Source organism: Kitasatospora sp. NPDC001261 (genome assembly GCF_042896795.1).
In the GTDB taxonomy this organism is placed as follows: domain Bacteria; phylum Actinomycetota; class Actinomycetes; order Streptomycetales; family Streptomycetaceae; genus Kitasatospora.
Window position 1 is genome coordinate 145009 of the sequence record NZ_JBIAXP010000008.1, and the last position, 13305, is coordinate 158313.

The window sequence follows — 13305 nt, forward strand, 5'->3', positions numbered from 1 at the left end:
GCACCGCCGCGCGGCGCCGGCGCGCCCCGATCCTCGATCCACCATCCCTCCCGGGGGGAGATCCCGTTGTCCATCCAGACCATCACCCACGTCGAGTTCCACTGCGCGGACGCCGACAAGACCGCGGCCGGACTCAGCGCCGACCTCGGCTTCACCGCCGACGCCCCGGCCACCGCCCCGGACGGCTCCCGCACCATCGGGCTGCGCCAGGGCACCATCCGGCTGCGGCTGACCTCCGCCGCCGACCCGGAGCACCCGGTGGCCGAGTACGTCACCCGGCACGGGGACGGCGTCGCCGTCCTCGCCCTCGGCTGCGCCGACCCGGCGGCCGCACTGGAGCGGGCCGAGCGGCACGGCGCCCGGGTGCTCGACCGGGCCGGCGCCCTGATCGAGGGCTTCGGCGACACCGCGCTGCGCCTGGTCCCGCTGCCGGACGCCGAGGCCACCCCGGAGCCCCGCCTGCTGGACGGCCTCGACCACGTCGCGATCTGCCTGCCGGCCGGCACGCTCGCGGAGGCCGTACGGTTCTGCGAGGACGCGCTGGACTTCCGCACGATCTTCGAGGAGTACATCGAGGTCGGCGAGCAGGCGATGGACTCCAAGGTGGTGCAGAGCGCCTCCGGCGGCGTCACCTTCACCCTGATCGAGCCCGACACCGCCCGCCGCCCCGGCCAGATCGACGAGTTCCTCGCCGCCCACGGCGGGGCCGGCGTCCAGCACCTCGCCTTCAGCACCCGCGACATCGCCGGCGCCGTCCGGACCGCCCGGGAGCGCGGCGTGGAGTTCCTGACCACGCCGGACGCCTACTTCGACGCCCTGGCCGACCGCTTCGGCGAGACGGCCATCCCGGTGGCGACCCTGCGCGACCTGCACGTCCTGGTTGACCAGGACCACGGCGGCCAGCTGTTCCAGATCTTCGCCCGCTCGACCCACCCCCGGCGCACCTATTTCCTCGAACTGATCGAACGGCAGGGAGCGGGCACCTTCGGCACCGCGAACATCAAGGCCCTCTACGAGGCCGTCGAACGGCACGGCCCCGCCGCCGAGGACCGGCCCGCCCCCGCACAGCCGAAGCAGGCCCGCGCGCTGGCCGCCGCCCCCGGGTTCCGGCTCACCGAGGCCGAGCGCGCCCTGCTGCCCACCCCCGACGAGGTGGCGCACTACCGCGAGCACGGCTGGTACCTCTCCCGCAGGCTCTTCAGCGACGAGGAGCTGGACACCCTCCAGGCCGCCACCGAGGCGTACTACGCCGGCCACCGGGACCGCGAACTGCCCGTCCGGCCGCCCCGGTTGGCCTCCTGGCGGCCCGAGGACGGGCCGGTCCAGCGGCACAACGACTACGTGCACTACGAGAGCGACGCGATCGGCGCGATCCTGCGCAAGCCGCTGGTCGGCGCGGTGGCCGCGCTGCTCGCCGGCACCGAGGAGATCCGGGTCTTCCAGTCGACGCTCATCTACAAGCCCCCGGTGCCCGAGGAGCCCAGCAACCGGGTGCCGTGGCACTTCGACAAGCACTACTGGCAGACCTGCAGCTCCGAGGAGATGCTCACCGCCTTCATCCCGTTCCACGACTGCCGCGAGGAGAACGGCACCATCACCATGGTCGACGGCAGCCACCGCTGGCAGGAGCTGCCCTCCGGCGAGGACTCCACCCGGCACTTCGCCGACCGCGACGGCTCCGAGCTGGAGTCCATCCTGGCCGCCAACGCCGCCCACAACGGGCAGCGGGTGCGCAAGGTCCCGATGCTGATCCCGCGCGGCCACATGTCCTTCCACCACTGCCGCACGTACCACGGCAGCGGCCCCAACCTCGCCTCCTTCCCGCGCCGGGCGGTCTCGCTGCACCTCCAGGACGGCGCCAACGAGTACCGCCGGCACGACCGGCCGGACGGCGAGCCGGTGGTGTACAACCACGACGTGCTGGTGGGCCGTACGGACGACGGCCGGCCGGACTACGCCGACCCGCGGTTCTGCCCGACGGTCTGGCGGGGGCGGCCGTGACCGCTCCCGCGCACCCGGCCGGCGAGGGCGCCGCACTGCCCGACAGCCCTGCCCCACTGGACACCCCCGCCGAGCGCTACCGGATGCTGCGGCTGATCCGCGGCTTCGAGGAGCTGGCGCTCGGCCTGGTGAAGTCCGGCGCGATTCCCGGCGGCATCCACCCGTACATCGGGCAGGAGGCCGTCGCGGTCGGCGTCTGCTCGGCGCTCGGCCCGGGCGACCGGCTCGCCAGCACCCACCGCGGCCACGGCCACGTGCTCGCCCGGGGCACCGCGCCGCACCGGCTGCTCGCCGAACTCCTGGGGCGGGTCGGCGGATCGAACGGCGGCCGGGGCGGCTCCATGCACGCCGCCGACTTCTCGCTGGGCATCCTCGGCGCCAACGGCATGGTCGGCGCCGGTGCCCCGATCGCGGTCGGCGCGGCCTGGGCGGCTGTCAACCCCGGACGGACGGCGGCCGAAGGGCCGGGGACCGACGGCCCGGAGGCCGGCCGGTGCCCGGTCGCGGTGGCCTTCTTCGGCGACGGCGCGCTCAACCAGGGCGTCCTGCTGGAGTCGCTCAACCTCGCCGCGATGTGGCGCCTGCCGGTGCTGTTCGTCTGCGAGGACAACGGCTACGCCACCACCCTGCCCGCCGCCACCGCCGTCGCGGGCAGCGCCACCGGCCGGGCCGCCGCCTTCGGCATCCCCGCCGAGGAGGTGGACGGCATGGACACCGAGGCCGTCCGCACCGCCGCGCTGCGCGCCGTCGAACGGGCCCGCGACGGCCGCGGCCCGGGCTTCCTGGCCTGCCGCACCTACCGCTACGAGGGCCACCACACCATGGAACGCCGGATGAAGCTGCGCTACCGCTCCCCCGAGGAGGTCGACACCTGGCGCGAGCGCGACCCGCTCCCCCGGGCCGCCGCCCTGCTCGACCCCGCGACGGTCGCCGAGCTGGACCGCTCGGTGGCCGAACAGCTCGCCGCCGCCGAGGAGTTCGCGCTCGCCTCGGAGCACCCGGACCCGGCGGGCGCACTGGACCACCTGTACGCCGACGGGCTGCGGCCCCGGGCGGGGGCGACGCCGTGACCAGGCTCTCGTACACCAAGGCGCTCAACCGGGCGCTGGCCGACGAACTCGCCGCCGATCCGGCGGTCTGCGTCTTCGGCGAGGACATCGGCGCCGGTCTGGCCGGGCCGACCCTCGGCCTGCTGGACCGCTTCGGGCCGGGCCGGATCGTCGACACCCCGCTGTCCGAGCAGGCCTTCACCTCGATGGCGGTCGGCGCCGCGCTGGCCGGCCGGCGCCCGGTGCTGGAGTTCCAGATCCCGTCGCTGCTGTTCCTGGTCTTCGAGCAACTCGTCAACCAGGCCCACAAGTTCTCGCTGATGACCGGCGGCCAGGCCGCCGTCCCGCTGACCTGCCTGGTGCCCGGCTCGGGCTCCCGGGACGGCTGGGCCGGGCAGCACTCCGACCACCCGTACAGCCTGTTCGCGCACGCCGGGGTGAAGACCGTGGTGCCCGCCACCCCGACCGACGCCTACGGGCTACTGCGCTCGGCGATCCGCGACCCGGACCCGGTCGTGGTGTTCGCGCCCGCCGCCGCGATGCCGGTGCGCGAGACCGTCACCTGGGACCTCGTCCCCGTCCCGCTCGGCCGGGCCCGGATCCACCGGGCGGGCAGCGACGTCACCGTGGTCGCCCTCGGGCACCTGGTGCACGACGCCCTCGCGGTGGCCGAGGAACTGGCGCCGGAGGTCTCGGTGGAGGTCCTCGACCCGCGCACGGTGTACCCCTTCGACTGGCAGGCGCTCGCCGACTCGCTGGAGCGCACCGGCCGCCTGGTCGTCCTGGACGACTCCAACCGCAGCTGCGGCTTCGGCGCCGAGGTGCTGGCCACCGCCGCCGAGGAGATGCGCCTGGTCGCCCCGCCCCGACGGATCACCCGCCCGGACGGCGCCGTGCTGCCCTTCGCCCCCGCCCTCGACCGCGCCGTCCAGCCCGGCCGCGAGCAGCTGCGGCACGCGCTGGACCTCGTGCTGAAGCACCGCTGACCGCGCGCCCCGAAGCGGCGCAGCCCCCGCGTACCTCGCGCACCCCGAACACTTCGATCGCCCAACAGCCCGACCAAGGAGCCCCGTTGTCCACGAACCGCTACCACTGGGACCGCTCGCACCCCGGCCTGACCAGTCTCCAGCAGGCCATCGACCCGCTGCGCCGCGAGGTGGTCGAGCACTCGGTGTACCGCTCGCTCACCGGCATCGAACGGGTCCGCACCTTCCTCGGCAGCCACGTCTTCGCCGTCTGGGACTTCATGTCGCTGCTCAAGAGCCTCCAGCGCGACCTCACCTGCGTGGACGTGCCGTGGGTCCCGAACGGCCCGACCGCCAGCCGCCGGCTGATCAACGAGATCGTGCTGGTCGAGGAGAGCGACGAGCTCGGCGAGGGCTACACCAGCCACTTCGAGCTGTACGTCGAGGGCATGCGGCAGGCCGGTGCCGACCCGCGCCCGATCGAGGAGTTCCTGGCCCTGCTGGGCTCCGGCACCGCCGTACCGGATGCCCTGAAGAACGCCGGAGTGCCGCAGCCCGCCCTGGACTTCACCTCCACCACCTGGTCGATCGTGGAGAACGCGCCGGTGCACTGCCGGGCCGCCGCCTTCGCCTTCGGCCGCGAGGACCTGATCCCGGACATGTTCACCCAGGTCATCCGGATCGACGACCCCGAGGGCGCGCTCACCGTCTTCAAGGACTACCTGGCCCGTCACATCGAGGTCGACGGCGAGCAGCACACCCCGATGGCGATGCAGATGCTGATCGACCTGTGCGGCGACGACCAGGACAAGTGGGACTCCTGCGCCGAGACGGTCCGCACCGCGTTGCGCGCCCGGCTCCAGCTGTGGACCGCGATCGAGCGGTCCTTCTGAGGCCTGCCGGAGGACGTCCGTAGTCACGGCGGAAGGGCGCCCACGGGGAACCGGCCTCCCCCGTGGGCGCCCTTCCGCCGCCGGGGCCTGCCTTCGCACCCGCGCCGGCGGGGCGGCTCAGAGCACCTTGGGCAGCACCCCGGCCGAGGCGGGCGGCCGGTCCCCGGCCCTGCGGAACCGGTGCAGCGCCGCCCGGCCCTCCGCCCCGCGCACCCGGGCGGCGAGCCGGGCCGGCAGCACCACGGTGGCCAGCCGGCCCTCGCCCCGGAACCCCTCGACCGTCCAACAGACCCAGGGAATCGGATAGTTGGCCGCCGGACTGAACAGCACGGGCCGCTTCCCCTGGAAGCTCACCGCATAGGCGCCGAAGCCGCTCCAGTTGGAGAAGCTGAACCGGCGCGCCGCCGGGTCGAAGCCCAATGGCACGCAGTCGCGCAGCCGCGAGCGGCCGAGGGTGGCCAGGAACCACAGGTTGGCGCGGAGGTTGAGGTGTGCGGTCGGGAACTCCTCGACCGCCGTACGCAGTGCGCCCGCGAGCACCGCCGGTCCTTCCTCGGGCCGGTGCGGCAGATGGACCTCACTGAGGAGGTTGCCGAGCAGCGCGGGCGACAGGCCCAGCCAGCGGCGCGCGTTGACCGGCACGGTCAGCATCCGCTCGGCGTCGTCCCCGTCCAACTCCCGCAGGGTGCTGAGGAGGTGGGCGCAGAGCACGTCCCCGGAGGAGAGCCGGCGCCCGGCCGCCAGTCCGAACTCCTCGCGCATCCTGGCCAGTTCGGCGTCAGTGAAGGCGATCTGGACGATCCGGTTGGCACGCGGCCCGACCGCCACCTCGCGGGCCAGCAGCTCCGCCTCCGCCGCCGAGGGCAGCCGGAAGCCGGGCCGGCCGCAGTCCTCGTCCGGGAGTACCTCGGCCAGCAACTCGTCCTGGTCGTCGACGAGTTCGGCCTTCGGCAGCGGTTCGCCCTCGACCGCTGCGGACCAGGTCCGCAGCAGCAGCATGAAGCTGTGCAGGTCGCCGATCGCATGGTGCCAGGAGCAGCCGAGCACCGTGCCGCCGTCGGCCGTGCGGGTGAGGCGCACGGTGAGCAGCGGGACGCCGCCGTCGCGGGCGGCGGGGGCGTCCAGCGGGGCGACCAGTTCGGCGCCGGCCGCCGTCGCCCGGCCCATCGCCTCGGCGAGCGTGCCCTCGACGGTGTAGACCTCGAACGGCACACCGGTGTCGTCGCAGACCGCCTCCAGGACGCCCTCGACGGTGCGCAGCCTTCCGGCGAAGACCGGCACCCGCTCCAGCGCCCGGGCCAGGCCGGCGGCGAGCCGGTCGTCGTCCAGCGGGTGCTCGAAGCAGAGCACGACCGAGACGGCGAGGTCGGCGAGCATGGTGTCCATCAGCCCGCAGCGCAGCACCCGGCCGGTGGCGTGCCCGGCCCGGACGGTCCGGGATCTTCGCAACTGCGGCCAGATGCTCATGGGTTCCGTTCCGAAGCACTCGACGACTCCCGGTGACGCGCGGGCGCGTTCCGGCGGCGCGCGATCCGCGGGCACGCCGAACGATAGTGGCGCGCGGAGGCAGTGGTCCAGTCCAATCCCGCACTCCGGCAGGGCTCTTCGGCCGGTGCGGCGACAGCGACGGCGATAGAATGCGCAGCATGGGAGAGCGCCCCGGCGCACCCTCCGCGCCGCCCCTCGTCCTGGTCACCGGCACCGCGTCGCGGGTGATCGACCCGACCCGGGCCTACCACCTCGGCCGCGACCCGACCAGCGAGATCGTCCTGGACGACCCCCGGGTGTCCTGGCACCACGCGATCCTGCGCGCCACCGGAGGGCACTGGCTGCTGGAGGACGTCGACAGCACCAACGGCACGTACGACGAGGGCCGGCGGGTCAGCCGCGAGGAGGTCGGCCCGGGCACCCGGCTGCGCTTCGGCGACCCGGCCGACGGCCCGTCCGCGGCCTTCGCCGGCCTTCCGGCACCCACCGCGCACAAGCGGCCGTCGCTGGTCGCCCCGCACCTCTCCGGCACCTTCCGCCGTCCGAGCGCCGTCCACCGGCTGCTCGGCCGCACCGTCCGGATCGGCCGCTCGCGCGACAACGACCTGGTCCTGGACAACCTGGTGGTCTCCCGGTACCACGCCGAACTGCGCGCGCTGCCCGACGGCGGCCACGAGATCGTCGACCTGGACAGCCACAACGGCACCTACCTCAACGGCCGCCCCGTCCAGCGCGCCCCGGTCGGCCCGGCGGACATCGTCGGCATCGGCCACTCCGCGCTCTGCCTGGCCGACGGCCGGCTGGTCGAGTACACCGACACCGGCGAGGTCTCCCTGGACGTCCGGCACCTGGTGGTCCGGGTCGGCCCCGACCACCGGGTGCTGCTGGACGACGTCGGCTTCCCGCTCGCCGAGAAGGCGCTGCTCGCGGTGGCCGGGCCGAGCGGCGCGGGCAAGTCCACCCTGCTCAACGCGCTCACCGGGCTGCGCCCCGCCGACCAGGGCACGGTGCTGTACGACGGGCGCGACCTCTACCGCGACTACGCCGAGCTGCGCCGCCGGATCGGCCTGGTGCCGCAGGACGACATCCTGCACACCCAGCTCACCGTCCACCGCGCCCTGTCCTACGCCGCCGAGCTGCGCTTCCCCGGCGACACCGACCCGCACGAGCGGGAGGCCCGGGTCCGCGAGGTGATCCACGAACTGGGCCTGGACGGCCGCGCCGACCAGGTGATCGCCAGCCTCTCCGGCGGCCAGCGCAAACGGGTCAGCGTCGCGCTGGAGCTGCTCACCAAGCCGTCCCTGCTCTTCCTCGACGAGCCGACCTCCGGGCTGGACCCGGGCATGGAGCGCTCGGTGATGCGGATGCTGCGCGGGCTCGCCGACGACGGCCGGACGGTGGTCGTGGTGACGCACAGCGTACTGAGCCTGAGCGTCTGCGACCGGCTGCTGGTGCTGGCCCCGGGCGGGCGGACGGCGTACTACGGGCCGCCCGGCGAGGCGCTGGGCTTCTTCGGCTACGAGGAGTGGCCGGAGGCCTTCGAGGCCTTCGAGGCCTTCGAGGACGAGGACCACGACAGCTGGCAGCAGCGGTTCCGCGGCTCCCCGCAGTACGCGCGCTACGTGGCGGCCGAGGGCGGGCCGACGCCGTCGCCCCGTCCGCACCCCCATCCGCACCCGACCCCGCACGAGCCCGCCGCTTCGGCCACGCCCGCCGCGCCCGTGATCGACTGGGACAAGCCGCAGGGCTGGTTCTCCCAACTGGGCACCCTGGTACGCCGGTACACCGCGGTGCTGGCCGCCGACCGGCTCTTCCTCACCATCATGGTGGTGCTGCCCTTCGTGATCGGCCTGATGTGCCGGGCGATGGCCGGCTCCCGGCTCTCCCCCGACAACGCCGTCAACTGCCTGCTCACGCTCTGCATCGGCGGGCTGCTCACCGGCGCCGCCAACTCGGTGCGCGAGCTGGTCAAGGAGCGCGCGATCTACCGGCGGGAGCGGGTGGTCGGGCTGTCCAGATCGGCCTACCTGGTCTCCAAGGTGGTGGTGCTCGGCACGGTCACGGTGGCCCAGGCCGCGGTGCTGACCGTGGTCGGCCTGGCCGGGGTGGACCTCTCCTTCGCGGTGCCGACCGGGGTGGTGATGCCGCAGCTGCCCGAACTGATCCTCGCGGTCGCGCTGCTCGCCTTCTCGGCGATGATGCTCGGCCTGGTGGTCTCGGCGCTGGTGGGCAAGGAGGAGGCCACCATGCCGCTGCTGGTGCTCCTCTCGGTGGTGCAGATCGTCTTCAGCGGCCTGATGCTCAAGCTGCACGGCGTCCCGGGGCTGGAGCAGTTCGCCTGGCTGGTCCCGTCCCGCTGGGGCCTGTCGGCGATGGCGCGCACCGTCGAGCTGCACGGCATCTTCCCGAACGCGATCACCGCCGACCCGATGTTCCGGCACCAGCGCTCCGGCTGGCTGGTGGGCATCGCGCTGCTGCCCGCGCTCTCGCTGCTGTACGGCCTGGTGGTGCTGGCCCTGCTGCGGCGGCACGAGCCGAGCATCATGCGGCGCTAGCGGAAGGGCGACCGCCGCATGGACGAGTTCGCGTTCCGCCCCACCCACGTCGCCCCGCCGGACGGGATGGCCTCCTGGGCGGCACCCGACCCGGCCCGGCCCGACGCCCGGCTCGACGCGCTGCTGCCGCTGCAACTGGTCGACCGCCGGGGCGACTGGGCGCGGATCCTCTGCTCCAACGGCTGGACCGCCTGGGTGGACGGCCGCCTGCTGGTCGCGCTGCCGCAGCCACCGCCCGCCGCCGGCGGCCCGCCCGCGCGGACCGCCGACCCGCGACCGGCGCTCGCCGAGGCCGGGGGCGCACTCGACCGCTACCGCGCCCTGCTGGAGGAGCTCGCCAGCGGCACCCTCGACCTGGGGGCCTTCCGGGAGCGCACCCGGGGCCTGCGGATCGGCCTGGTGGTGGACGGCGAGGCGGTCTGGCTGTTCGACCCGGTGCACGACCGCTGGTGCTACGGCGACGGGCTCCAGCTCCAGACGTACGCGGCCACCGACCGGCCCAGCCCCTCGCCCGCGCCGTCGCCCGCGCCCGCGCCCTCGCACGGCCCGTCCGCGGCGGGCCCGTCCGCGGCGGGCCCGTCCGCGGAGGGCCCGTCCGCGAAGGGCCCGTCCGCCCCCACCCGGACCGGTGAGCCGTGACCTCCGCCGAGCGCGACGGCGTCGAGCGGCCGTCCGCCGCACGCGACGGCGCCAAGCGGGATGCCACCGAGCGGGACGCCACCGGTCTGCCCGCCGGGCTGGTCGGGCGGCGGGTCGCCGGCTACCGGCTGGAGAACGAGATCGGGCGCGGCGGCATGGCCGTGGTCTACCGGGCCAAGGACCTGCGGCTCGGCCGGACCGTCGCGGTCAAGCTGCTCGCCCCCGAGCTGGCCCGCAACGAGGTGTTCCGGCAGCGGTTCATGCACGAGTCGGAGGCCGCCGCCGCGATCGACCACCCGCACATCATCCCGGTGTTCGAAGCGGGCGAACAGGACGGCATCCTGTACCTCGCGATGCGCTACGTGGAGGGCGGCGACCTGCGCGCCCTGATCAACCGCTCCGGCCCGTTCCCGGTCGGGCGGGCCGTCCGGTTCGCCCTCCAGATCGCCTCGGCGCTGGACGCCGCGCACGACCACGGCCTGGTGCACCGGGACGTCAAGCCGGGCAACGTCCTGGTCGCCGCCGGGACGGACAGCGAGCACCCCGAGCACCTGTACCTGGCGGACTTCGGCCTGACCAAGAAGTCCCTCTCGCTCAGCGGGCTGACCACCGTCGGCCAGATCGTCGGCACGCTCGACTACGCGGCGCCCGAGCAGATCTCCGGCAGGCCGCTGGACGGGCGCTGCGACCAGTACGGCCTCGGCTGCGTGGTCTTCGAGATGCTCGCGGGCGCCCCGCCGTTCCGCCGGGAGAGCGACCTCGCGCTGCTCTGGGCGCACCTCAACGACCCGCCGCCCGCGCTGCGCGAACACCGGCCCGACCTGCCGGCCGCCGTCGGCGCGGTGGTCGCCCGGGCGCTGGCCAAGACGCCCGGGAAGCGGTACCCGAACTGCCTGGACTTCGTCGCCGAGCTGCGCGCGGCGAGCACCGCCGCCGCGCCGGAACCGTGGCGCGCCGACGGGCCGCCCACCCGGGTCGTCCCCGCGCTCGCCCCCGACCCGCGCTCGGTGCCCGGGCCGCCCGCCTGGGCCGCACCGGTCATCCACCCGCCGCCGTCGCCGCCCGCAGGGAGCCGTCCGTCATGAACGCCGTGAGCCAGGTCTTCGCCGTGGTCGCCGCGGCGATCCACCTGATCGTCTGGCCGCTGGAGAGCTTCCTGTACGGGCACCCGCGGGTGCGCCGCGTGCTGACCGGCAGCACCGCGGACGCCCCGGAGGTCCGGCTGTGGCGCGTCAACGTCGGTTTCTACAACCTCTTCCTGGCCCTCGGCCTGGTCGCCGGCCTGGTCCTGCTGCACACCGGACACCCGGAGGCCGGGCGGGCGGTGGTGCTCTACGTCGCCGCGTTCATGGTCGCGGGCGGGATCACCCTGTTCACCTCGGAGCCGAAGCTGTGGCGCGGTGCACTCGGCCAGGCCGTCCCGGCGGCGATCATCCTTCTGACGGAGGCTTTCTGACGTTTCATCACCATCTCTTCAGGCGTACGGCTAAACTCCGCCTACCCCGCGACGGTCGCGGCGGCTGGGGGTGGCAGCAGTGGCGAAGATCCCGATCACCGACCGGTACGTCGTCGGCCTCGGCTGTCGGGTGAGCGTCCAGCAGGGCCTCACCTCGACGAAGGTCAGCTGGAGCGTCGCACACCTGCCGGAGGGCGGCTCGCCCCGGCCCACCGGCGGCAACAAGGAGATCGGCGTCATCTGCCCGCGCTGCCGGCGTTCCTTCTCCGTCCGGGTGGAGACCGCCACCAGGGCGCGGGTCAAGCGGCTGGTCCACCGGACGGTGGGCTGGCTGCTGGTGCTCTCGCTGCTGGCCCTCGTCCCGATGCTGGTCCAGCTGGGCGGCCGGACCGTCGAGGAGGGCGACGACCAGGCCGTCGACAACATCGGCCTGCTCTTCGCGCTGGCCGCCGCGGGCGTGGTCGTCGGACCGTCGCTGCTGCTCAGTGCGGGCATCCACGACGGCATCGGGAAACTCCGGCTCATCCGGGCCGACGGCCGCAAGACCATGTGGGTACGGGGCCACCGGCTGTTCTGAGCCGGGCCACGGCCGCCGCACCCGTCACTCGGCGTCCGCCGGTACCTCGCCGCGGTGCCGCACCCGGGTGGCGAGCAGGGCGCCGAGCGCGCCGGTCAGCAGCCCCCAGCCCGCCGCGAGCGGCACCGCCGTCCAGAGCACCGGGCGCAGGGTGAGGCTCCCGCCGCCCAGCCCGGCCAGCGGGTTGCCGCCGCCGAGCACGGCGCCCAGCAGGTCGCCCAGGCCGCCCTGGCCGAGGCCGACACCGAGCACGGAGAGCCCGTAGTCGGCGTCCACCCGGGTCCACAGACCCACCAGCAGCACGGTGACGGCGGTGGCGAGCGCGAACCGGACGGCGTGCCGCCAGAGCCGGACGGTGCGCGGCGCGCGGCGGGCCGCCAGGAAGGCGGCGGCGAGCAGCAGGACGGCGGCCAACGGCAGCAGCCACCAGCTGCGGGCGTCCTGCTCCGCGAGGGTGCCGAGGTCGATGGTCGCCGGCCCGCCCCCGGGGGTGCGCAGCACCGCGCTGAGCGGCTTGGGGACGGGCAGGCCGAGCCCGCCGACCAGCCGCCCGTGCCACGTGGCGCCGAGCCCGATGCCGAAGGCCAGCCAGACCAGGTCGGGCAGCGCGAGCAGCACCACGGCCAGGGTCTGCCGGGGGTTCCCGTGCACGACCGCGGTCAGCACCCCGGCCACCGCACCGATCGCCAGGTACGCCAGCAGGACCAGCCAGAGCGCGAACGCGGGCGGGCGGACGGCGAGTTGGTAGCGCACCAGGGCGGGCGGCAGCGGGGCCCGCCGGGACACCGCGAAGGTGACCGCGAACACCACCAGCAGCCAGGCCAGCCCGATGCCCACGGTGGTCGGGCCGTCCGCGCGGAAGCCGACCTCCGGGGTCAGCCCGAGCGCGCCGCCGATCGACTGGGCCAGGTCGCCGCCGAGCGGGACGACGAAGCTGTGCCGGGCGCCGAGGGTGAGCAGCACCAGGGCGAGCACCCAGAGCAGCACCGTCCGGCCGATCCGCCCGAGCAGCTCACCGCCGCCCGCGACCGCGCGGAAGCGCAGCTGGCGCAGGAACACCTCGGCCATCGCGACCGCGCCGACCACCGAGACGCTCAGCGGCATCGCGCTGATCCCGGCCCCGACCGCCGCGAAGTCCCCGGCGCCGCCGTCGAGTTCGACGGTGCCGCCGACGGCGAGGGCGAGCGTCGCCGCCAGCACGGCGGGGAAGCCGCCGTCCGGGAGGTCGTCGGCGCCGGCCAGCCAGAGACCGAGCGCGGCCACCGCCGCCATCGCGACCAGCCCGGCCAGCACCACGGCGAGCGCGTCCAGCCAGCCGCGTACGGCGCCGGGCGGGCCCGCGGCCCGGGTGGTGGGCTGCTGCATGCCGCCTCCTCGTCGCTCGCGGGGTGCACAGGGGTCCGGCCCGGACGCGGCGCGATCGATCTCCGAATCTACGCCCGTTCTACGTCCGGTCGACTCCCGGCCGGGTTCCGGCCGGGTTTCCAGGGTGGCCGACGGTCGGCGGGCACGCTCGGCGACGCCCCGGCACCTGCTGTTGCGGCGAACGGGGCAACGGGGGAGAAAGGGAAGCCACTGGCAGGAGCCTCCCGAGCCGGCCCCGGTCGGCCGACCGCCTGCGAAACGGAGCCTCGATGACCTCCCAACCGCCTCCGTCCGGCCTGCCCGGCCCGCCCGGTGAA

Annotated in this window: 11 protein-coding genes; 9 read left to right on the forward strand and 2 right to left on the reverse strand. The window is 74.8% G+C overall.

The genetic code is table 11. From position 1 onward, the window contains the following. Positions 1-66 precede the first annotated feature (66 nt). From hppD to ACFY4B_RS13415, 4 genes are all read left to right on the forward strand, one after another. Positions 67-2001, forward strand: coding sequence for a 4-hydroxyphenylpyruvate dioxygenase (gene hppD / locus ACFY4B_RS13400; RefSeq protein WP_387967841.1), 1935 nt, complete (start codon positions 67-69; stop codon positions 1999-2001). After that, positions 1998-3071: a thiamine pyrophosphate-dependent dehydrogenase E1 component subunit alpha gene (locus ACFY4B_RS13405; protein ID WP_387967843.1), complete on the forward strand. Its 1074-nt coding sequence runs from the start codon at positions 1998-2000 to the stop codon at positions 3069-3071. The genes hppD and ACFY4B_RS13405 overlap by 4 nt, the downstream gene beginning before the upstream one ends. After that, positions 3068-4036 carry an alpha-ketoacid dehydrogenase subunit beta gene (locus tag ACFY4B_RS13410; protein WP_074004879.1) on the forward strand — a complete coding sequence of 323 codons (969 nt, stop codon included), beginning with the start codon at positions 3068-3070 and terminating at the stop codon, positions 4034-4036. Before ACFY4B_RS13405 ends, ACFY4B_RS13410 begins: the two co-directional genes overlap by 4 nt. Positions 4037-4122: 86 nt before the next feature. Next, entirely contained in the window at positions 4123-4908 is a 786-nt protein-coding gene (locus ACFY4B_RS13415) for a DUF3050 domain-containing protein (RefSeq protein ID WP_074004880.1), read from the forward strand. A gap of 117 nt (positions 4909-5025) precedes the next feature. Here the strand turns inward: ACFY4B_RS13415 and ACFY4B_RS13420 are convergent, their stop codons facing one another. Continuing rightward, positions 5026-6375, reverse strand: coding sequence for an acyltransferase (locus tag ACFY4B_RS13420; RefSeq protein ID WP_074004881.1), 1350 nt, complete (start codon positions 6373-6375; stop codon positions 5026-5028). A gap of 179 nt (positions 6376-6554) precedes the next feature. On the opposite strand from ACFY4B_RS13420, the gene ACFY4B_RS13425 reads away from it, so the two are divergent. The 5 genes from ACFY4B_RS13425 (at position 6555) to ACFY4B_RS13445 (ending at position 11623) form a co-directional block, all read left to right on the forward strand. Beyond that, positions 6555-8951, forward strand: a complete 2397-nt coding sequence (locus tag ACFY4B_RS13425) for an FHA domain-containing protein (protein WP_387967846.1) — start codon at positions 6555-6557, stop codon at positions 8949-8951. An 18-nt stretch (positions 8952-8969) separates the two neighbouring features. Further along, positions 8970-9590 (forward strand): hypothetical protein, encoded by a 621-nt coding sequence (locus ACFY4B_RS13430; protein ID WP_387967848.1) that lies wholly within the window; start codon positions 8970-8972, stop codon positions 9588-9590. 86 nt (positions 9591-9676) lie between these two features. Next, the gene (locus tag ACFY4B_RS13435; RefSeq protein WP_387967990.1) at positions 9677-10675 is read left to right on the forward strand and encodes a serine/threonine-protein kinase; all 999 of its coding nucleotides are present in this window, start codon (positions 9677-9679) and stop codon (positions 10673-10675) included. Continuing rightward, on the forward strand, positions 10672-11046 hold the full coding sequence (locus ACFY4B_RS13440; protein WP_387967850.1) for a DUF1304 domain-containing protein: 375 nt from the start codon (positions 10672-10674) through the stop codon (positions 11044-11046). The genes ACFY4B_RS13435 and ACFY4B_RS13440 overlap by 4 nt, the downstream gene beginning before the upstream one ends. A 79-nt stretch (positions 11047-11125) precedes the next feature. Then, positions 11126-11623, forward strand: coding sequence for a hypothetical protein (locus ACFY4B_RS13445; protein WP_387967852.1), 498 nt, complete (start codon positions 11126-11128; stop codon positions 11621-11623). A gap of 24 nt (positions 11624-11647) precedes the next feature. On the opposite strand, the gene ACFY4B_RS13450 is transcribed toward ACFY4B_RS13445, so the two are convergent. After that, positions 11648-12988 (reverse strand): streptophobe family protein, encoded by a 1341-nt coding sequence (locus ACFY4B_RS13450; RefSeq protein WP_387967854.1) that lies wholly within the window; start codon positions 12986-12988, stop codon positions 11648-11650. Positions 12989-13305 lie beyond the last annotated feature (317 nt).

Excerpts from the sequence above, each read along its gene's own strand:
- ACFY4B_RS13420 (WP_074004881.1), bottom strand. The coding sequence starts at position 6,375 with ATGAGCATCTGGCCGCAGTTGCGAAGATCCCGGACCGTCCGGGCCGGG.
- ACFY4B_RS13425 (WP_387967846.1), top strand. The coding sequence starts at position 6,555 with ATGGGAGAGCGCCCCGGCGCACCCTCCGCGCCGCCCCTCGTCCTGGTC.
- ACFY4B_RS13430 (WP_387967848.1), top strand. The coding sequence starts at position 8,970 with ATGGACGAGTTCGCGTTCCGCCCCACCCACGTCGCCCCGCCGGACGGG.
- ACFY4B_RS13440 (WP_387967850.1), top strand. The coding sequence starts at position 10,672 with ATGAACGCCGTGAGCCAGGTCTTCGCCGTGGTCGCCGCGGCGATCCAC.
- ACFY4B_RS13450 (WP_387967854.1), bottom strand. The coding sequence starts at position 12,988 with ATGCAGCAGCCCACCACCCGGGCCGCGGGCCCGCCCGGCGCCGTACGC.